Origin of the sequence: Psychrobacter sp. AOP7-A1-24, from assembly GCF_052376235.1 — a bacterium.
In the GTDB taxonomy this organism is placed as follows: Bacteria; Pseudomonadota; Gammaproteobacteria; order Pseudomonadales; family Moraxellaceae; genus Psychrobacter.
In genome coordinates this window covers 13104-33459 of the sequence record NZ_JBQSVM010000035.1, presented here as the reverse complement: position 1 = coordinate 33459, position 20356 = coordinate 13104, and the positions used below count along the sequence as shown (strand labels likewise).

The following is a 20356-nucleotide window of genomic DNA, read 5'->3' as shown; positions in this document are numbered from 1 at the left end:
TTTAATGAGCTATTGAGTAAAGAAATCAAAGATAAGTTTTATCATGTTGATATTGACCCTATCAATAAAATCAAAAGACTTTTCTTTGATAACTCAGGTGGCTCTTTTAGATTGAAAGCTGCCAGTAATGTCTTTAAAAAATTGGACGAACTACCAGACTGTCCAGAACATGGTAATACCACTGCAAAATGGTTAATGGATATACAAGAAGAAGGGTATCGTTCTATAGAGACTATTTTGAATGTTGACACTGGTAGTATCGTCACATCACTGACTGCTTCAATGGTCATGTTTGATATGGTCAGAACAGTAATGGAGAATATACCTGGCAGTAATGTAGTAACAACGATGTTAGAGCACCCTTCAGCTTATGATGCAATGGTTTCTTATGCTGCGGCAACAGGTAAAGAGTTGAGAGTGGCTAAGACCAACCCTGTGACGGGTGGCGTCGATGTTGAAGAAGTGATCAAGTTGATTGACCAAGATACGTGTCTACTAAGCTTTATGTATGCCTCAAATGTATCTGGCGCCTTGTTAGATGAAGCCAAAATAGTGGCTGAAGCACGAAAAATAAAGCCCGATCTGTATATTGTGGCCGATGCAGTTCAACACGCACCACATGGGATTATCGATGTGAGCAAAGTACCCGTTGACGGTATTAACTTTGCACCTTATAAGTTTTTTGGCCCACGTGGTTTTGGCGTTGGTTATGTATCAGAGCGATTAGCGAAATTACCACATAATAAGCTCATTGCAAAACCTCATGATTATTGGCAACTTGGTAGTCCTGCTCCAGCACATTTTGCTGCGCTAACTGAAATAGTCAACTATGTGTGTTGGTTGGGAGAGCAATTTATTACATCAACAAACAGAAGAGAGCTTTTTGTAGAAGGTATGACCCATATCAAATTGCATGAAAGAGCTTTAATGCACGCAATGTTAGAAGGCACCGAAAATGTACAAGGGTTAAGACATATAGACGGCGTGGATGTATATTTAGATTGCAAAGACTTGACTAAAAAAGACTTTATTATGGCCATTGGTTTTGACAATTTAGAATATAAAGAAGCAGTAGAACATTATGAAAAAAATGGGGTCGTAACTTTCGAACGTTTATTATCAAGCCCATATTCATCAAGAATGTTGGAATCATTTGGTTTAAAAGGTTCAATTCGTGTATCACCAATTCATTGCCATAATCTACAGGATATAGAAAATTTCTTAGAAGTTACCAAGGCACTTTGTCAGATGCAATAACTCACCTTAACTTAGAGGCTTCTAATAATTGCCAATATGACGAGTTTGCCAAACCTTCCTGTACGTTTTTTTAATATAGAACGACATAGGTTGCGCAATATTTATATCGTTAGTATCATTTCAGCTTTAGAATAACTCAACGACCGTTAGGGAAGATCTTATGGCAAAATTAGAATCAAACATCGAATTAGAAGCCGCGGCATTTCGTCGTTTGCTAGCTCATTTAGACGAGCGCAAAGATGTACAAAATATCGAGCTGATGAACCTTGCCGATTTTTGTCGTAACTGTTTATCTAAATGGTATAAAGCGGCTGGTGAAGAGCGTGGTATTGACATCGACTACGAGGATGCGCGCGAGCTTGTTTATGGCATGCCTTATGCTGAGTGGAAAGAGAAGTACCAACAAAAAGCCACGCCAGAGCAGTTAGCACGTTTTAACGAAATTGAAGCTGCTAAGAACAAAACGGATTGAGACTGACAAAGTTAGCTCAAATAAAATAAGCCGCGAGATTAGCGGCTTTCGATAGACTTGAGTATGCTACTAAACCCTATAGTTCCTTGTTTTTGCATTTTACGGTCAAACAGCCGACCAATTAATGGCAACGGTACAATCAATCGACCCTCAGATACCCAAGTCACGTGTGTGGTACCGTCACCCAAGTCTTTTAAATCAATAACGCCTTTATCATGTTGCATTTTTATCGGTTTAGATTTTTCGATTTGGTATTGTAGATGAGTAGGACGTTCAAACGCTGTAATTCGCTCCCAGAACTTAACGGGTCCCGTTTGAATGCTACGTAAAGCCCCAACGCCATTGCGCTCCTCGTTACCTTCAGCTACTAACTTAGCCACTCCCACCGCTTTAAACGAGCCATAACTGGCATGATCACTTAGTGCTTCAAATACTTCATCAATCGGTTTTTTGACAATACGCTCTACTTTTATTTTAAACATAATGTTATCTCATTAAGACTAAAGTTATTTAGCTTACTGCCATTTTGGCAATAAATAAAGCAGTCACGCACTGAAAACGCTTATCGTGAAGAACCTCGACCTTTTGAAGGACGCTTGCCATTTGTATTAGGTTTGCCATTTCCTCCTGACTTACCATTGCCTCCTGACTTTTTGCCACGTCCAGTAGGACGCCCATATCTGCCTTTAGAGCCTGCTGGTTTTCTAGCATCATCCTTGCCGTGTTTGTTACGCCCCTTTGCTGCACCCGCTGATTTTTTGGGTGTTTTTGACTTTGACGAGGCATCCGTACGAGGTTTTTTCCGCGACGCATTGCGAGATTTCTTGTTTGAGTGATTATCTTGCGAAGAAGAGTCTTCTACCGATTTAAGTAAAACAGATAACTCTTTTGGGGTTAGATCACGCCAATCACCAACAGGAAGCCCTTTAAGACTTACATTCATAATCCGCGTACGTTCAAGCTTAACGACTTCGTAGCCAAAGTGCTCACACATACGGCGAATTTGGCGATTCAACCCTTGAACGAGCGTGATATTAAATACGGTTGGCGCTACCTTAGTCACTGGGCATTTTTTTGTCATCTTGCCAAGCATAGGCACACCGCCCGCTAAACCTTCGATAACACTATCTGTTAACGGCTTATTTACGGTTACTAGATACTCTTTCTCGTGATTATTACCAGCACGTAGTACCTTGTTGACCAAATCACCATTGTTAGTCAAAAAAATCAAACCTTGCGAATCTTTATCCAAACGGCCAATCGGAAAGATACGTAGACTGTGTCGCACAAAATCAACGATGTTGTTTTTCTCTGAACTCTCCGTGGTGCTCACGATGCCAACTGGTTTATTTAATGCAATAAAAATGAAGTCATCAGGCTCTCGTGGCTCAATAAGCTGCCCATTGACTTTTACTGCGTCTCCAGCAACCACTTGATCACCGACAGAAGCACGTTTGCCATTAATGTACACGTTACCTTGTTCGACAAAGCGGTCAGCATCACGTCTGGAGCAGATACCACTTTCGCTGATATATTTATTTAAACGAGTCGAGGAAGCGTTGAACATAAAGCACCGTTTTACCTTATAAGAAGCATTTTTACTAAAAAAAGCCTGAATTGAATGGATCAGTAATAATGAGATAGCTGACATTATATAGGAAATTGAGCAATCCTTTGAGAAGAGATGGGCAGAAAGCTAGAAATGTATACAGAGTCATGTAATTTTGTATGCTGTCGAAAAAACTTATTTGTGATGCTATACAAACAGATTACAGTTTTATGAGTCATTACTCTTATGATTAATATGGTTCTGAGAAAAACCATCAACTATAATTTTTGCTTCAGTAGGTGTCTTTCTCACAACTCATTGCTTTCAATGACTTAAAAATTCTGATACAAATACTAAAGTTAAAGGATTAACGTAAATGTCATGCTTTCTCTATTATGAGCATGATTAGAATCAGTAGTGTTTACACAAGGAAGAAGATCATGCCAAATATCAATGTCAACGGAACTACCTTATTTTATAATGACGAAGGCCCTAGAGACGCTCCAATATTAGTTTTAAGTCACTCGCTGTTTTTTGATCATAAAATGTTTGCTCATCAGATAGAGCATTTATCCAAAACCATTCGCATTATAAGTTATGACGATCGAGATCAAGGTCAAAGTGCGCGTTCAGAGCTTACAAGCGTTGATATAGATACACACACTAATGACGCTATCGCCTTGATTGAAGCACTTAATCTAGAACCTTGCTTTTTTGCTGGTAACTCTATGGGCGGGTTTATTGCATTGCGCTTGGCCGCTCGCCGCCCAGATTTACTAAAGGGTTGTATTGTACTTGGGTCTAGTGGAGAGCTTGAGTATAAGCTAGCCGAATTTTCGCCTTTAGTAGAAGGCTTAAGCGCACAAGGTACGGAGCCATTTATAGATACACTTATGTACATAATGTTTGGCGATGACTATTTGGCAGACGATTCCCGAAAAAGCGAACGTGAGTACTGGCGTGATCATATGCTAAATTTGGGAGCAGATATTGCGCGTAGTGCAGATGGTGTTATTCATCGTACTGGCGTATTAGAGGAGCTTCAGGGATGTAAAGTGCCTATGCTGGTACTAGCAGGCGGACAGGATCATGCCTATGAAGTACCTCTATCAGAAAATATAACTAAAACAGTAGCAAATGGCCAAATGTTTGTGATTCCAAAGGCCGGCCATTCGGTAGCACTTGAGCAGCCAGAAATTGTTAATCAGTATATTACTGACTTCATTTCAGTACATTCGCAATAGTATGAGATATACTTAATCGTAACAGTCAAATAGTGCTTTAGATTATATCTATCTAAAGCACCACTTATTATAGCGTGCCAAATTGCTACTCACCTTACTCAGCATCATCTAATAGATTATTTAGCGCGTCCACCATCGGATCATCAATGATGCTGTTTTCTACATAGCTGATTACCTCATCTACAGTCGTCAGATCCATTTCACGAATGCCCAAACTGGCTAGTTGCGCATTAATAGACGCTAAGCTGTCGTTATCCTCAGAATCATCTAATAACTCTTCTTCGAATCTACCTCTGACAAACCAATACATTCTTTCTAGTACGGTTTCTTTTTTGGTCAAAGTAGAATAACCATCACCATAGATAAATAGATTGAAATGATAAGGTATCTCTATATCATTGATGAAAAAGGTACGCTGGCACTCTAATGTGTAGGCTTGAATCTCTTCATTTTCAGCGCTTTCATCATATTCAATTGCCTCTTCTATCAACTTACCTAATATCTGATAATCGCCGACTTTGATTTTATGATTATAAATGATGGCAGAGTCTGCAATTGCATCAAAAATAATGGCACTGACATCTAAGGTATGGTTGTCGATATCATAGAACGCTTTTAGCGCTGGCAAAAACTCTGTTAGCTCTTTTTCCGGCACTTGAATAAGAAACTGCTGCTCGTATATTTTAATCATATCTTCAGGAGCGTAGGTATTAGCAGTATCAGTCTCGTTTCTACCTGTCGGCTGCAAGGGTAAAAAATTATACGGGTTATGTTTGGTCATTCAGGACTGCCTTTTTACGTAAGTTAAATTTATTAAATATCTGCATTGCTCAGTCTAAGAGCCTTTGAGCACGCTGCTATTTTTCAGTATCAATTCTCAGCACCAACAGACTTTAGCCTTGATAAGCATATTGTCTCTTATTGGGGTAATTTTAGATAGACAGTTATAAATATACAAGTTTAATCAATCAGTTTTGGACAAGCAGTCTGGATAACACAGACTCAGTTGTATCATCGGTTTGCTCTCCCGTAATGATCCCAACGAGTGACATCTTATCTATTGGAGAGAAAATTTGTAAGCTCGTATCCAGATGCGATGCCAGTGCTGTCTTCGGTCTCACGTAGTAACATCGCAACCTATGAAAACACAAAACTAATTGATGCGTTTTTAGCGGTACTAGAAGATGAAAAGTCGCGGGGTGCTCAATGACACTCTCTCCTTACGCATGCTTTTTGATATTTTTATAGGGTTTATCAGTCGACTTGGGTTAAAACACATATCATTCACCAAAAAGCCCCACAATAAAGTGAGGCCTTTTTCGTATTTATTTTTCAATTAATACGACTATTCAATCAATGTAATTAACAGTACGCCTTCTTATACACTCAATATTTTTTAGATACTGCTAGATTTTGGCAATCCATACTCTGTATGGTCGACCACATGGTTGTTTTTTTCGATAGTCAGTTGATAGCTCTTTATAATACCGTCGTATGGCAAACTGCCCTCGTACTGCTGATAGTGCTCGCAGATACTGTCTTGAATCATTGACTCACGTGCAGCATCGTCTAGTTTGTCAAAACCGCTAGGCAGGTGTACTTGCGCAAAACGTGAAGCTGCACCGCGAGACATCCAATTATCGGCACTCGTAAATGTAAAATCCACTTCCGCTCGTAAGCTATACTTAGGTAGCGTATGAGAGCAATTTGCCAAGTCATATTTAATCTGCGCAATATCTTCTGCGAATGGCTGATACGGTATTTCGAGTACGGCAAACAGCTTCGCTAAAAATTCATCAGCAGTAAAGTATTTATCCATGTAGCTACCATCAAGCCCTAAATACCTATTAGACAATACATGGCGCAGGCGGTCGTAGGCAGGTATAGTATGTTTAAGAGGATAGTCCATTTGCTTGACGATATCTTGCGGGCGCAGCTCAAGCGACTCTATTTGATTAATAATATGTTGCGCTAGAGAATGACGTGGATGATAACGACGGGTATATTTAGATGGATTAGCAATGTGGCTCATGATATTGAACACCTTAGACTCCTGTAACTCCGACGAAAAAGTATGATATACGCCCAAATAGGCAAAAAATCAGGCACAAATGAGTTTGTCGGAGTACAGGCTCATGCGCTTTACCAGAGTTGTTTTATATCGTGCTGGAAGTTGCAAGGTTTGTCACGCAGCCATGAGACTATTGTCATGGTCGGCGATAACAAAACTGTTAAACCCACGATAGATCGTGCAACGATGATAGCACATCAGACGATAGAAAATAAATACTGATATTTGTGACCGTTTGTGAATAATTCTTTTTCACATTGATCACTCAATACTGGACTTTTCTATACACCACTTATTCATGTGCTAACACAAGGCTCAACATAGAAACATCAGTGCTGAAACATTAAAGGTTATGCTTGCTAAACTAACGGTTAACATCAACAACTATTCGACCACGAACCTTACCATCCAACAATTCACTTGCTGTCGGAATGACTTCGCTTAGGCCAATCTCTTTGGTAATTGCCTCTAGTTGTATCATATCCAAACTCGTGCTCAAGCGCTGCCATGCTTCTACGCGCTCATCGTAAGGTCGCGTCACGCTGTTAATTCCAAGCAAGCTGACACCGCGTAAAATAAAAGGAGCAACAGTAGCAGGGAAATCCATGCCTTGAGCCAGTCCGCAGGTAGCGACTAAACCATCCTCACACGTATTGGCACAAACGTTGGCCAACGTGTGACTACCAACAGAATCAATTGCAGCGGCCCATCTCTCCTTACCAAGCGCACGTGCTGGACTACTCAGCTCATTACGGTCAATGATCGTCGTTGCACCGAGGCTTTTTAAGTATTCTGCTTCCTCTAGGCGACCCGTAGAAGCAGTAACAGAATAACCTTGGTTTGCCAAAAGTGCGATGGCAAAGCTACCAACGCCGCCATTGGCACCAGTCACTAATACTTCGCCACTCTCTGGTGTGAGTCCATGACGCTCTAATGCGATTAGACAAAGCATCGCTGTGTATCCTGCGGTGCCTATCGCCATCGCTTGACGCTCAGTCATCGACTCAGGAAGCGGGATAAGCCAGTCACCGTTTAACCGTGCTTTTTGAGACAGGCCACCCCAATATTTCTCACCCACGCTCCAACCATTCAACAATACTTTGTCGCCAGCTTTGTAGCGAGGATGGCTGCTTGTTTCGACAGTGCCTGCTAAATCAATCCCTGGAACCATAGGAAATGTGCGTACCACAGGGCTACGACCCGTGATGGCCAATCCATCTTTGTAGTTGAGCGTGCTATATGCCACACGAACCGTAACATCCCCTTCTGGCAATTGCGTGTCCTGTATCTCAGTCAGATTAGACTGATAAACACTGTCATTTTTTCCAATTAATATTGCATTAAACATAATCGCTCCTATTTAGACCAATCGTCTATAAACGAGTAAAAATAATTTAGACCGGTTGTCTAAAAATATAGATAAAAAAATTACTTCTGTATTCCTGCTACAAAACCTTGGAAAAAAGTATCTAACGGATTGACATCTTGCACCAACTTAGCACGCAAAACTGCACCTTCCCATCCAATCCAAAAGAAAGCAGCAAGCTCATCACAATCACTATTAGAGTGTATCTGCCCTTGTTGCACTGCTAGGCGCAAACAAGCCGCTAAACGCTTCTGCCAATCAAGCAATATACCTTCTAGCTCACAACGAAAACTCTCAGGTAACACGGTTACTTCTTGCCCCAAGTTCCCTACTAAACAACCGCGCCGAAATTCATGCTTGATCATTCCCAACTTAGCATCTTCAACAAAGTCACTAATACGCTGCATAGGAGACACTTGCTCGTTTAAAAAACAATGGTCCAGCTTGCGAGCGAAATACAACGCGTACTGCCGCAATACTTCCTGTCCAAACGCTTCTTTATTTTTGAAGTAATTGTAGAAAGAGCCTTTAGGCACATTGATGCGTTTGAGTATGGCATCAATCCCAGTGGTCGCAAAGCCCTGCTCTGTCAGCATCTCCATCCCAGATCTTAAAAGAGCCTCACGGGTATCCGTAAACTCTCGTTCAACATTAGGTGGACGCCCTCGACGGGCTTTTGGCTTAGTAATTGTCATTCACAGATATTATGACCGATCGTCTCTAATGTCAATCGATTATTTTTAGAGGTCTGTTTATTCAGCATTCACTGTAATTGTTTAACTGTTTTTGCTATTACTCAGTAGCCTCTTTCTCTTTAAAACCTTCTAATAAGTGCTCGATTAACAATCATTATCAAAAAACATCTTTCACGATTGACGTTGGCTTGCTATCTTGCCTCGCAACTCTTGTATTCTAATTAAACCTGCCCCACTTTGACCTATCACACGTAGTATCTGCATCTGTATTGGATTTTATGACACATAACCTTGAGGCCAGCTCAAACGCTCGCCGAACTCAGTATTTTCAAGTATTTTTGATGGGCGTTAGTGCCTTTATTATGAACACCACAGAGTTTGTCCCTGTGGCGCTGTTGAGTGACATTGCCCAAGACTTCTCTATTACGACGGCAGAGACTGGCTGGATGTTAACACTCTATGCTTGGATTGTCGCTGCGATGTCATTGCCACTAATGCTACTGACCAGTCGGTTTGAGCGCAAACGCTTGCTCTTGGGGCTTTTTGCCGTATTTATCGCCAGTCACGTATTGTCTGTATTTGCGTGGAGCTTTAACGTACTGCTCATTAGTCGGGTTGGGATTGCCTTATCACATGCAATATTCTGGTCGATCACGGCCGCAATCGCGATACGCGTCGCACCTGAAGGCAAAAAAGCCATGGCGCTTAGCGTACTGGCGACTGGTACATCGTTAGCAATGGTGTTAGGTGTACCGCTAGGACGTTTGGTTGGGCAATGGTTTGGCTGGCGAGCGACATTTGGTGGTATTGGCGTCATCGCCTTAATTGTATTTATTCTACAAGCGAGACTCTTACCACCATTGCCGAGTATGTTTGAAGGGTCTTTTAGAAAGATTCCAGAGCTACTCAAAAACCCCCTATTGGTCTGTCTGTACCTGCTCATATTACTGGTCTTCACAGCGCACTATACGGCTTATTCTTATATAGAGCCATTTATGCGCCAAGTCGGTAATATCAGTGAAAATGCTGCTACTTTTGTACTTCTATTATTTGGTGCAGCAGGAATTGTAGGTAGTATTATTTTCAGTCGTTGGGGCGACAAATTTAATACCAGGTTGATGCTGATATCGACCATATTGATGCTTGTCTCTATGCTTGCACTATTGCTAGCAGTGACCTCTGTATGGGCGCTCAGCTTTATCGCTTTGCTTTGGGGTGCAGCGCTCATGCTATTGATTATCTCAATGCAGGCCAAAGTCATCATGGTCGATATCAATGCGCAAGACATGCTGATGTCGATGTTCTCAGGTATTATTAATTTAGGAATTGGTACGGGTGCACTATTCGGTGGTTATGCCGTTACGCACATCTCACTATCTAGCGTAGGATACACGGGTGCTGCCATCGCAGTGGTGGCGTTACTCTTGATGCTATTTATGATCAAGCGCTTTCCCGAACTAAGTAAGCGACTTGGCTAAATAATAAGCCTATATTAAAGTTTAACCAAAAAATAGTAGTCGAGAAATAACCGTCAGAAAATAACAAGCAGAATAATGCCAGCCATCTAAATGGGCTGGCATTTTCTTTATGTATGCATACCACAATGTAGCCCATAAATCATTTCAAGGATTTTCTACACACTCATTGAACGGACGTTCAGGTACAGTTATACTAATTTTATTGGACATAAGTATACTTAGACTATAAGCGTACTTAGCGAAAGGTTGATAAATACTAAGCACAAAAGGATGAGTGTAAAATGGATAATATTCAAAACAAGGAAGTTGTTGCCTACGATCTAAACTTATTTACGACGTGCATTGTGAACTTTCAACTTATTGGAGATTCATGATGTCTGATGAAATGACTCAACAAGACAGTCCAGGTCAAGGAAACTTAGATAACACTGCACCCCTTAAACTAGGCAGATTACATTACTCTTGGATCGTTGCTGTGACAGGATCTGTAGCCATGTTTTGTGGACTTGGATTAGGTCGATTTGCATTTGGCATGTTACTACCGTCCATGTCATCTTCTTTAGGATTAAGTTACACACAAAGTGGTCTATTGGGGTTCGCTAACCTAATAGGATATCTCGTTGCAGTTATGCTTAGCCCATTAGTTCTACCTCGGCTTGGTACACGCAATACTGCGACGATAAACCTTGTCTTGATTGCCATCTCTATGCTCGGTATGGCTTTTACTACAAGCTTTCCTTTGCTTTGTGCACTCTATGTGTTGACAGGTATCGGTAGTGGCGGTGTGGTCTTACCAATGATGAGTGTCATGTCCCATTGGTTTTTTCCTTCGCACCGCGGGCTTGCTCTGGGGCTAGTCATGGCGGGGCCTGGATTTGGTATCATTTTGTCAGGCTTCGTCGTACCCAGACTATTACCCATCTCTACCCTACTATCTTGGCAGACAGGCTGGCTAATTTTTGCCGTGATTAACATTGCAGTCGCTTGGCTTACTTTCGTTTTGATTCGCAACCATCCAAACGATGTTGGCCAAAACCCTTTTGGACGTACACCCACACTACCTGTTAAAAACAATAAAAAGCTAGAACGTAGTAATATTAGACTGCTCGTACATTTGGGGATCATTTTTGCCATCTATGGTGCCACCTACATGGTTTACGTCACCTTTATCGTCACCAGCATGGTTGGCTTGTATCAATTAAGTGAAGCGACTGCAGGTGGAATTTGGGCGTGGATTGGGTTACTTAGCATGTTCTCAGGTATATTGTTTGGCTGGATTTCTGATCATATTGGCAGACGCCTTGGTCTTGCATTGGCCTTCTTCTTCCTTGCTATCGCTTATCTTTTGGTCGGGCTTACTGACTGGAGTCTAGGACTATATTCGTCCATTATTCTGTTTGGCTTAGTGGTTTGGAGTGTTCCTGTCATTATGTCTGCCTCTGCGGGAGACTACTTCGGGCCTGCGGCGGCAGCAAGCGCACTCGCGGCGCTGACTTTTGCGTTTTCAGGAGGACAAGCTCTCGGACCAGTAGTAGCAGGCTATCTCGCAGAAATTACTGGGGACTTTAGTGTCAGTTATATGACATCTGGTATCGCCGCCTTTGTAGCACTTGGACTTGCTCTATTATTACGCCCACAGAAACAACCTTAGCTTTAGTCGATATAACGTCGATACTGATGTCTATGCTGAATAAATAGTCATATAAAAGTTAAATACCTATAAAAGCGCTGTATAGAGGTACGTAAAATATAATATTAGTAAGATAATATAGTTTTCAATATTTACTGCATTTTCTAATGCTCTAAAGACTTACTCAAGTAAGGCCATATTCTTGCAATTTCGCAATCAAAATGATTGCTAGCATTTTAAAAAGTAGTTACACTCGATTAATAAACTATTACATTGTTGACAAGGAAGTCACTATGCCTCGTAATACCTCACGTTCCAAAGTTAGCCATACTACTCTCAAAACTTTTACCAAAAACTTGCTTGCTATCAGCCTATCTATCACTGGTATTGCTCACGCAAATGCCTATGACAGCGTTACTTTTTTTGGTGATAGCCTGACCGATGGGGGCTACTTTAGTCCCCTTACTCAAGGACCTCTAGGATTTGAAGAATCAGGTCAGTTCACTACCAATCCTGACAATACATGGGCGACCTCATTCGCTGAGCAACTGGGCACAACATCTACCGCCAATACTTTTGATGGTAGTCAAACTGGTAATAACTATGCGATCGGCGGGGCAAGAGCAGGTGTAGATGTCACAGCTTTTGGTATTCCAGTAGCTTCTGCCAATAGCCAAGTCGATAGTTATCTTGCCAATAACAAAGTAGACCCTAATGGATTATATGTGGTTTGGGCAGGTGCCAATGACTTGCTTGCGGCGGCTGAAAATCCTACTAATGCCCAAGCGACCATACTTGGGGCAGTAGCTAGCCAGACCGAAACGATTAATACACTAAAGGACAACGGTGCTAAATATATTTTAGTACCCAATATTCCTGATGTTGGTCTAACCCCTAGATTTACCCCAGACCCTGATCTAGAAGGTCAAGACCTTATAGATGCATTAACAGCCCAAGCATCTGCAACTGGTGCGGCCAGTCTCTACAATCAATTTATGCTCAGTGCCGCCGAAAATACTGGAGCAAATATCATACCGCTAGATATGTTTAGCTTGACAAGAGAGATCACCGCGTCGCCTGCTCAGTATGGCTTTACTAATGTGACCGATGAAGCCTGCGGTGACAGCAATAGCTCTCTAACTTGTGGTCGTGACACTCTCGTAGAAACAGATGCTAACGAAACCTACTTCTTTGCTGATGGTATCCATCCAACCGGTAAAGCGCATCAAATGATTGCTGACTATGCAAATGCTGTCGTTACTGCGCCTAGCCTAATCGGTGTCTTACCACATATTGCAACCACAACTGGACTTGCAACCAATGAGCGCTTACAGTCGCACATCAACCAAATCCAAGGCAGTGAGCAAAAACCTGCCCGTACACTATGGGTCGTCGGTGAAGTCGCTAATCAAGAAATTGCAGGGTTTGATGGTGATGATAATACCCAAGTATTGCTTGGTGTAGATTTTGCTCATCCTAACTCAGCCAATGCAGTGACAGGCTTGTACGGCAACATCACCCAAAAGGACTTTGAAAACTCGGACGTCGGCACAGGTTTGAGTGATATTGATCTGGGAGAGGTCGGTTTCGGTGTATATCATAGTAATAAATTTGGTGGCTTAGAGATCAATGGTGCGGTAGGCTTTGGCAACATGGATGTCGATGTCACACGTGCTGTCACACTTGGTAGTAACCAACAGCAGTTCAAATCAAACGCTGATGGTAAGCGCTTTTATGCCAACTTACAGGCAGGCTACCCAATGCAAGTGAGTAATATTGCTGTCACACCTTATATCGGTGCAACAGCCAGCCGCGTAAAAATCGATGGGCTTAAAGAAAAAGAGATGTCTGGCGTTGCCATGCAGTTCGATGAGCAGAAATACTCTACGACATACGGTAAGCTTGGACTCAAAGCCAATCATAGCTTGATGGAGAACCTTAACTTATTTGGTGATATTCATTATCAAAAGCAGCTGAGTGATAATCGTGAAGCGGTAACAGCTCGTTTGAATACGCTATCCAACATCAGCTTTGAAACGCCTACCATCGAAACTGATGATGATAATGTTGCCATGACACTTGGACTGTCTAGAAGCTTTGGCCTGTTGAACGCCAATGCTGGTGTCACACACTCACAAGGTAATGACGACGATTCAACCAGCTTATTCGTTGGACTTAACGGTGCATTCTAAATAAATAGTTAATCTAGAATAACGGTATAGGCAACTAACTATTGCCTATACCGATTTACAATTAAAAATTGCGACAACCTAACCTACTATCACTGATAATTTATAAACTTGCTGCCACAAAACTCCTCAACACCAAACTTTAATATAGCGAGTTCTCTAAAAGTCCACTTTACCGCGCAAAGCCTTCGTCTTACCGCGCTGGGTCTTTTTATCCACCCGTTTACGTTTGGCATTTCTGCTTGGCTTGGTAGGCCTTCTCGTCTTATTGACATAAGTAGCTTTGGTGATAAAGCTTTGTAAGCGCTCAAGCGCATCTATTTTATTGCGCTCTTGCGTTCGAAACTGCTGCGCCTTGATGACTAGCACGCCTTCTTTGGTCATTCGGCTGTCTTTACTATTTAGCAGTCGCTGCTTGTATTGATCACTCAGACTTGAGTTATTAATATCAAAGCGCAGGTGAATGGCAGAAGATAATTTGTTGACACTCTGCCCACCTGCCCCTTGCGCTCGTATGGCGCTGATTTCTACCTCATTATCATTGAGGCTAATATTGTTGTTAATAAAAATCATAATGTGCTTTTATCGAATGTGAATGGCTATGGTTCATGATAAAGCATTACAGATTTACCTGCTACTTTGCCAAGAGTTGACGACTACGCTCAATTACTGGCGCATCAACCATCTCTCCATCTATCTCAAATACAGCCTGTCCGCTACGCTCGTATTCTTCAACCACACGCTGAGCAAATAACAGTGTCTTATCTGTCGGTTGTAATGCTTGTTGCACGATTGCTACCTGCTTGGGGTGAATACAAAGCATCCCCGACATGCCCATCTGTGACCATAGCTGCACTCGATTGCTCAACCCTACTTCATTATTGAAGTCAGGGTAAATGGTATCGATAGGCGGTGATAATTGATGCACCTTTGATGTCAGGATTAGCTGATAGCGGATTTGATTGGCGATGATATCGGCAGCAGGCGTTGCTACTTGCACGTGCAAATCATTGCACAGATCTAGAAATCCATAACTAAAGGCGGTCAAGCCGACTGCTTTTGCCATACTATCGACTTGGTATAATCCAACAGCACTCTCAATCAAGGCAATCACGGGTAAACTAGTCAGCTGATGTACGCTCTCTATATCGGATATTTGCTCAGCTTTGGCTAATAACACGCCAGCCAGATTAGGCATTGTTTGACAGAGTACTATGTCTTTAAAGAATTCTTCGCTACTTGCCTTATTAATACGTACCCAAACTGGCTGATAGTCAGCACTGTTATGATATTGCTGCAATGCTTCACGTGCAGGTGCTTTATCTTCTGGCGCAACGGCATCTTCTAAATCAACAATAACTGCATCTGCGCCACTAGCAAAGGCTTTCGCTACTCTATCAATTCGAGTTGCTGGCACAAACAACCATGTTTTATTTCGAAAAATCGTTTTTATTTTTTGATTAATAACTGAATCCATGCGTAACTCCATTATATTGCCCAAGTGACTTTATACTATCCAAGCGACTTTTAGCATCTATATTATGCCACTATACAGCTGATGCTCATTTAAAATTAGCAATTTATTTGTTAGTGAAAAACCAAGATTATTTAGATACTCCATCAAAAAATCAAATCAAAAAAAACCACATGAAAATAAGTTTCATGCGGTTCTTAATTAACTTTTCTTGAATTTATATTCCAAGTTTTCTGATCGGCTAATTAAGCCAGCATACCACCATCGACAACGATAGTCGCGCCTGTGGTATAGCTTGAAGCGTCAGATACTAAGTACAATACCGTGCCAGCCATTTCATCAGGGTTCGCAACGCGTCCTAGTGGGATAGCATGCAGTGCCATATTTAAGACTTTGTCATTGGTCGTCAATGCAGAAGCAAACTTGGTATCCGTTAGGCCCGGTAATAGCGCATTTACTCGAATATTGAGTGGGCCACATTCTTTGGCAAAGGCTTTAGTCATGCTGATGACTGCAGCTTTGGTGATTGAGTAGATGCCTTGCTTATCGCCGGCTACTAAGCCATTGACTGATGCGGTATTTAAAATGACACCGCCACCTTGCTCTTTCATCATTTTGCCAGCAGCGGTCGACATAAAGAAGTAACCACGGATATTAACTTCAACTGTTTTATCAAAAGCGGCTAAGTCTGTATCTAAGATATGACCATAGTATGGATTGGCGGCAGCGTTATTGACTAAGATATCAATTTGACCAAACTCGCTTTTAATATGCTCAAAAATCGCATCAATTTGTTCCATTTCACCTACGTGACAAGCAAAAGCGCTGGCTTTATGACCATCAGCTCTAATACTATCAGCGACTGCTTGGCAAGCATCAATTTTACGGCTAGAGACAATCACATGTGCGCCTCTAGATGCCAATAGACGAGCAATAGACTCACCAATACCACGGCTGGCACCCGTTACTAGAGCAACCTTACCGGTTAAATCAAATAAATCTTTCATCATTATTCCTTATATTTTTATAAATTGCATATTTTTGAGCATTTGTTTCTGAGCACTACTGAATCATTGAATACGGATAATCGCTGTTAGATACAATAGCGATTATCGCGCACTAGCCAATTGAACAATGAGTACTCAACGATCGCAGTTACGCTAGCATACCACCATCTAAGGTAAAGGCATGACCATTCATAAAGCTACTTTCATCGCTGGCAAGCCACGCAATCGCATTAGAAATTTCGTTTACATTTCCTAATCGGCGTAGCGGGCTGGCCTTAATTGTTGCTTGCTGCGTACGCTCATCCATAGTCGCCATGGTATTACGGACCATTGGTGTATCAATAAAGCTTGGACATACCGCATTGAAACGAATATTGGCGCGGGCATATTCATGGGCAGCAGACTTAGTAAGACCCATCACCCCATGTTTGGCCGCACTATAAGCTGAAATCATAGGCGCTGAACGTAGGCCTGCAATAGATGCCACATTGATCACATGGCCACCGCCATTGGGTAGCATACATTTTACGGCTGCACGCATACAGTGCCAAACACCTTTTAAATTCACGGCAATATTGCGATCAAATTCCTCTTCACTCAGCTCATGCATTGGGGATGGCTTATGATCGATACCAGCATTGTTTATCACAACATCTAGGCCACCAAGCGTCTCCACTGCAAAGTCAAATAACGCGCGTACTTCATCACCGCTGGTCACGTCCACTTTTTTGAAGGCAATACTATTGCCAGCATCTTGACCTTGTTTGGCAACCGCCTCTCCCATCTCTTCTGCCATATCACCAATGACAACTTTGGCGCCGCGACTGGCTAGCAATAGCGCACTTGCTGCACCGATGCCCGAGGCACCACCCGTGATCAAAATGCGTTTATCAGCTACATCTGATGCAATTCCGTTTGTATTCAGTGTCATGATCTATCCCTCTACCTTAAGTACTAGTTTGCCGAAGTTTTCACCGTTAAAGAGCATCATCAAAGTATCAGGGAAAGTCTCGATACCTTCAACAATATGATCTTTTACTTTCATATCACCTGACTGAATCCAGCCAGCGATCTCTTTCATAGCGATTGGATATTCTTTGATATTATCAAAGACAACAATGCCTTCCATACGAGCACGGTTTACGAGTAATGATAAATAGTTCGATGGGCCTTTCACTTCTGTAGTGTTATTGTACTGACTAATCGCACCACAAATAACGATACGTGCATGCAGATTAATCTGGGTAAGCACATCATTTAAGATATCACCGCCTACATTATCAAAGTACACATCGACACCGTCTGGACAAGTTTTTTTCAGTGCTTTTTTGACATCTTCGTTTTTGTAATCAATTGTCGCATCAAACCCAAGCTCATCGACTAAGAATTTGCATTTCTCAGCGCCGCCTGCGATACCAACGACTCGGCAGCCTTTAATTTTGGCAATCTGACCAACCAAGCTACCAACGGCACCGGCTGCGCCAGAGACGACCACCGTCTCACCCGCTTTTGGCTGACCTGTTTTTAGAAGACCGAAATACCCTGTCATACCCGGCATACCTAAGACACCTAAGTAGTAAGACAGCGGTGCTAAGCTTGGATCAACTTTATGCAAATTAGTACCATCACTGACGGCATATGACTGCACGCCATCGTGACCTGCGACATAGTCACCCACGGCAAATTTCTCATGTTTACTTTCAATCACTTCGCCCACAGTACCGGCGCGCATAACTTCACCAATTTGTACTGGTGCGATATAAGATTTGGCATCATTTAGCCAGCCACGCATTGCTGGATCGATAGAAATGTATTCAACCTTAATCAGTAGCTGACCATCGGTAATAGTAGGAACTTCTGTCTCGGTATAATCCCAAGTCTCAGCACTAGGCGCGCCAACAGGTCTTGCTTTTAATCGCCATTGTTTATTTATTGCTGTCATGTCTCTTTCCTTAGAGTTGCTTTTAGAGTCGTCTTTAGAACCAATCCGCTTGCATATCAGTGCAAACTGAATTGGTGTTGGTTAAAATTTCGATGTCACGTTTAACTAATGGTAGTTCCCAATCGATGAAGTATTTGGCCGCTTGTATCTTGCCTTTATAAAAATTCTGCTGCTCAACATCTTGCGTCGTACTTAATAGCTGCTCAGCTTTACTGGCTTGGCGAATCCAAATCCAGCTCAGTACAATTGAGGCAAAAATGTTCATCAGCGCTTGAGCATTACCAGTCAGGGTCAGTGCTTCTTCTGTCTGCAAAACTTTGCCTAAATGCACAAGCACTTCATGCAACTGACCCATATAAGGCATCAGCTTACCCGCAAGCTGTGCGCTCTCAGGCGTAGTGATGCTTTCTAAATCTTGTGTAATCTCACGTTTTAGAATTTGAATACCAAGACCACCTTTTTGCCATAACTTACGGAATGACAAATCTAGCGCCTGCACACCATTTGTACCTTCATGAATAGGATTTAGACGGTTATCACGCCAAAACTGCTCAGCTTGATATTCACGCGTATAGCCCGCGCCGCCCAGTACTTGAATACCTAAATCGTTGGCTTTTGGACCATACTCAGATGGCCATGCTTTTAGCACTGGCGTTAGCAGATCCAATAATTCTGTTAGCTCGTTTTTTAGCGTCTCGTCTTCACAAGTATTGATACGGTCAATGAGGTTGGAGCCGTATAAGCACAATGAGATACCACCTTCAGAGTAGGCCTTTTGCGCCAATAGCATGCGCTTTACGTCACCATGTTGAATAATAGCTGTTGCATCATCCTCAGGCTTATTATTTGGCGCGATGCGACCTTGTGTACGGTCTTTGGCATAATCTAGTGAGTACTGATAGCCGCGATAGCCAATCATAGAAGCACCGAAACCAACGGCAATACGCGCTTCATTCATCATTTTGAACATATAACGCAAACCGAAATGTTCTTCGCCGATCAAATAACCATGACAGTCGCCTTCATCGCCAAAGCTCAATGCGGTAGAAGTTGCTCCTCTATAACCAAGCTTATGAATCAGGCCAGTCAGGTGTACATCGTTTCGCTCGCCAACAGACAAATCATCATTCAAGCGATACTTAGGCACCGCAAATAAAGAAATACCTTTGACACCGCCTGGACCACCTGGCACTTTGGCTAATACTAGATGCACGATATTGTCAGACAATTCATGATCACCTGCTGAAATATAAATCTTGCTACCTTTGACACGGTACGAGCCATCATCTTGTTTTACAGCGATGGTCTTGATATCGGCAAGTGATGAACCAGCATGTGGCTCGGTCAGTGCCATAGTACCGGTGAACTCACCTGTCAGCATACGCGGCATAAATGCTGCTTTAATCTCGTCACTAGCAAAGTGTGAGATGACGTTAATGGCCGCTGTGGTCAAAAATGGATAGGCAGTCGTTGATGGGTTGGCCGCCATAAAGTAACCTGCCACGGCTGTCATAACCGTTTCAGGTAACTGCATGCCACCATCTTCGAAGCTGTAACGACCTGCGATAAAACCCGACTCACGGAACGCATCAAAAGCGACTTTTACATCGTTTAGCATGCTGACTTTTTTACCATCAAACTGCGGCTCGTTCTTATCTGCAATATGGTTGTGTGGCAAAAACAAATCTGTCGCAATCTTATTTGCTGTCTCCAGCACAGCATCGAATGTCTCGCGGCTATGCTCTGAAAATTTTGCATGCTCGGTGAGTGTTTCTGTACCTAGCACGTCATACAATTGGAACGGTAATTCGAAATCGTTTAGGAGGGTATCTGCGGCCATAGTATTCTCGTTAACTGATTAAATGTGGTTATCAATTGATATTAGTCTAATTTGATACATGTCCGTATTGTCATTTATGACATAATTATGGTCAAATAAGACATTAAGAGAGTATATAATTGGCTGAAATTGACCAAATAAT

19 protein-coding genes are annotated in these 20356 nt (G+C 42.2%); 7 read left to right on the top strand and 12 right to left on the bottom strand.

The annotated features are described in order from the left end of the window. Both ACT3QQ_RS11205 and ACT3QQ_RS11200 read left to right on the top strand, forming a co-directional pair. A partial coding sequence (locus tag ACT3QQ_RS11205) for an aminotransferase class V-fold PLP-dependent enzyme (RefSeq protein ID WP_444528092.1) occupies nucleotides 1–1257 on the top strand: 1257 nt, incomplete at its 5' end. Between the two features lie 160 nt (nucleotides 1258–1417). Beyond that, nucleotides 1418–1729, top strand: a complete 312-nt coding sequence (locus ACT3QQ_RS11200; protein WP_201567596.1) for a DUF1244 domain-containing protein — start codon at nucleotides 1418–1420, stop codon at nucleotides 1727–1729. A 38-nt stretch (nucleotides 1730–1767) separates the two neighbouring features. Here ACT3QQ_RS11200 and ACT3QQ_RS11195 read toward each other — a convergent pair whose 3' ends face one another. Next, nucleotides 1768–2211 (bottom strand): SRPBCC family protein, encoded by a 444-nt coding sequence (locus ACT3QQ_RS11195; protein WP_444523462.1) that lies wholly within the window; start codon nucleotides 2209–2211, stop codon nucleotides 1768–1770. A gap of 80 nt (nucleotides 2212–2291) precedes the next feature. Then, nucleotides 2292–3296: a 23S rRNA pseudouridine(2604) synthase RluF gene (rluF, locus tag ACT3QQ_RS11190; protein WP_444528091.1), complete on the bottom strand. Its 1005-nt coding sequence runs from the start codon at nucleotides 3294–3296 to the stop codon at nucleotides 2292–2294. A 422-nt stretch (nucleotides 3297–3718) separates the two neighbouring features. Here rluF and ACT3QQ_RS11185 point away from each other — a divergent pair, with 422 nt between their 5' ends. Beyond that, nucleotides 3719–4522 carry an alpha/beta fold hydrolase gene (locus tag ACT3QQ_RS11185; RefSeq protein ID WP_444528090.1) on the top strand — a complete coding sequence of 268 codons (804 nt, stop codon included), beginning with the start codon at nucleotides 3719–3721 and terminating at the stop codon, nucleotides 4520–4522. Nucleotides 4523–4616: 94 nt separating this feature from the next. Here the strand turns inward: ACT3QQ_RS11185 and ACT3QQ_RS11180 are convergent, their stop codons facing one another. Next, the gene (locus ACT3QQ_RS11180) at nucleotides 4617–5303 is read right to left on the bottom strand and encodes a hypothetical protein (RefSeq protein ID WP_444528089.1); all 687 of its coding nucleotides are present in this window, start codon (nucleotides 5301–5303) and stop codon (nucleotides 4617–4619) included. Nucleotides 5304–5567: 264 nt separating this feature from the next. Here ACT3QQ_RS11180 and ACT3QQ_RS11175 point away from each other — a divergent pair, with 264 nt between their 5' ends. Continuing rightward, nucleotides 5568–5732, top strand: a complete 165-nt coding sequence (locus ACT3QQ_RS11175) for a hypothetical protein (RefSeq protein WP_444528088.1) — start codon at nucleotides 5568–5570, stop codon at nucleotides 5730–5732. Nucleotides 5733–5918: 186 nt separating this feature from the next. Here ACT3QQ_RS11175 and ACT3QQ_RS11170 read toward each other — a convergent pair whose 3' ends face one another. The 3 genes from ACT3QQ_RS11170 to acuR form a co-directional block, all read right to left on the bottom strand. Then, entirely contained in the window at nucleotides 5919–6554 is a 636-nt protein-coding gene (locus tag ACT3QQ_RS11170; RefSeq protein WP_444528087.1) for a hypothetical protein, read from the bottom strand. A 403-nt stretch (nucleotides 6555–6957) separates the two neighbouring features. Further along, a complete protein-coding gene (gene acuI / locus ACT3QQ_RS11165) occupies nucleotides 6958–7941 on the bottom strand; it encodes an acrylyl-CoA reductase (NADPH) (RefSeq protein ID WP_444528086.1) in 984 nt (327 codons plus the stop codon). Between the two features lie 80 nt (nucleotides 7942–8021). Further along, entirely contained in the window at nucleotides 8022–8654 is a 633-nt protein-coding gene (acuR, locus tag ACT3QQ_RS11160; protein WP_444528085.1) for an acrylate utilization transcriptional regulator AcuR, read from the bottom strand. Nucleotides 8655–8932: 278 nt separating this feature from the next. Between acuR and ACT3QQ_RS11155 the strand changes: the two genes are divergently transcribed. From ACT3QQ_RS11155 to ACT3QQ_RS11145, 3 genes are all read left to right on the top strand, one after another. Further along, nucleotides 8933–10132 carry a sugar transporter gene (locus tag ACT3QQ_RS11155; RefSeq protein ID WP_444528084.1) on the top strand — a complete coding sequence of 400 codons (1200 nt, stop codon included), beginning with the start codon at nucleotides 8933–8935 and terminating at the stop codon, nucleotides 10130–10132. A gap of 370 nt (nucleotides 10133–10502) precedes the next feature. Beyond that, complete coding sequence (locus ACT3QQ_RS11150; RefSeq protein ID WP_444528083.1) at nucleotides 10503–11783, top strand: MFS transporter; 1281 nt, start codon at nucleotides 10503–10505, stop codon at nucleotides 11781–11783. Between the two features lie 272 nt (nucleotides 11784–12055). Beyond that, on the top strand, nucleotides 12056–13954 hold the full coding sequence (locus ACT3QQ_RS11145; protein ID WP_444528082.1) for an autotransporter domain-containing protein: 1899 nt from the start codon (nucleotides 12056–12058) through the stop codon (nucleotides 13952–13954). Nucleotides 13955–14110: 156 nt separating this feature from the next. Here the strand turns inward: ACT3QQ_RS11145 and arfB are convergent, their stop codons facing one another. The 6 genes from arfB to ACT3QQ_RS11115 all read right to left on the bottom strand — a co-directional run bounded on the left by arfB (nucleotide 14111) and on the right by ACT3QQ_RS11115 (nucleotide 20214). After that, a complete protein-coding gene (arfB, locus tag ACT3QQ_RS11140; RefSeq protein WP_444528081.1) occupies nucleotides 14111–14524 on the bottom strand; it encodes an alternative ribosome rescue aminoacyl-tRNA hydrolase ArfB in 414 nt (137 codons plus the stop codon). Nucleotides 14525–14585: 61 nt separating this feature from the next. Beyond that, entirely contained in the window at nucleotides 14586–15428 is an 843-nt protein-coding gene (locus ACT3QQ_RS11135) for an HpcH/HpaI aldolase/citrate lyase family protein (protein WP_444528080.1), read from the bottom strand. Nucleotides 15429–15670: 242 nt separating this feature from the next. Continuing rightward, nucleotides 15671–16435: an SDR family oxidoreductase gene (locus ACT3QQ_RS11130; protein ID WP_444528079.1), complete on the bottom strand. Its 765-nt coding sequence runs from the start codon at nucleotides 16433–16435 to the stop codon at nucleotides 15671–15673. Nucleotides 16436–16580: 145 nt separating this feature from the next. After that, the gene (locus ACT3QQ_RS11125; protein ID WP_444528078.1) at nucleotides 16581–17363 is read right to left on the bottom strand and encodes an SDR family NAD(P)-dependent oxidoreductase; all 783 of its coding nucleotides are present in this window, start codon (nucleotides 17361–17363) and stop codon (nucleotides 16581–16583) included. A gap of 3 nt (nucleotides 17364–17366) precedes the next feature. Next, nucleotides 17367–18374, bottom strand: a complete 1008-nt coding sequence (locus tag ACT3QQ_RS11120) for an NADP-dependent oxidoreductase (RefSeq protein ID WP_444523476.1) — start codon at nucleotides 18372–18374, stop codon at nucleotides 17367–17369. Between the two features lie 34 nt (nucleotides 18375–18408). Next, a complete protein-coding gene (locus ACT3QQ_RS11115; protein ID WP_444528077.1) occupies nucleotides 18409–20214 on the bottom strand; it encodes an acyl-CoA dehydrogenase in 1806 nt (601 codons plus the stop codon). Nucleotides 20215–20356 lie beyond the last annotated feature (142 nt).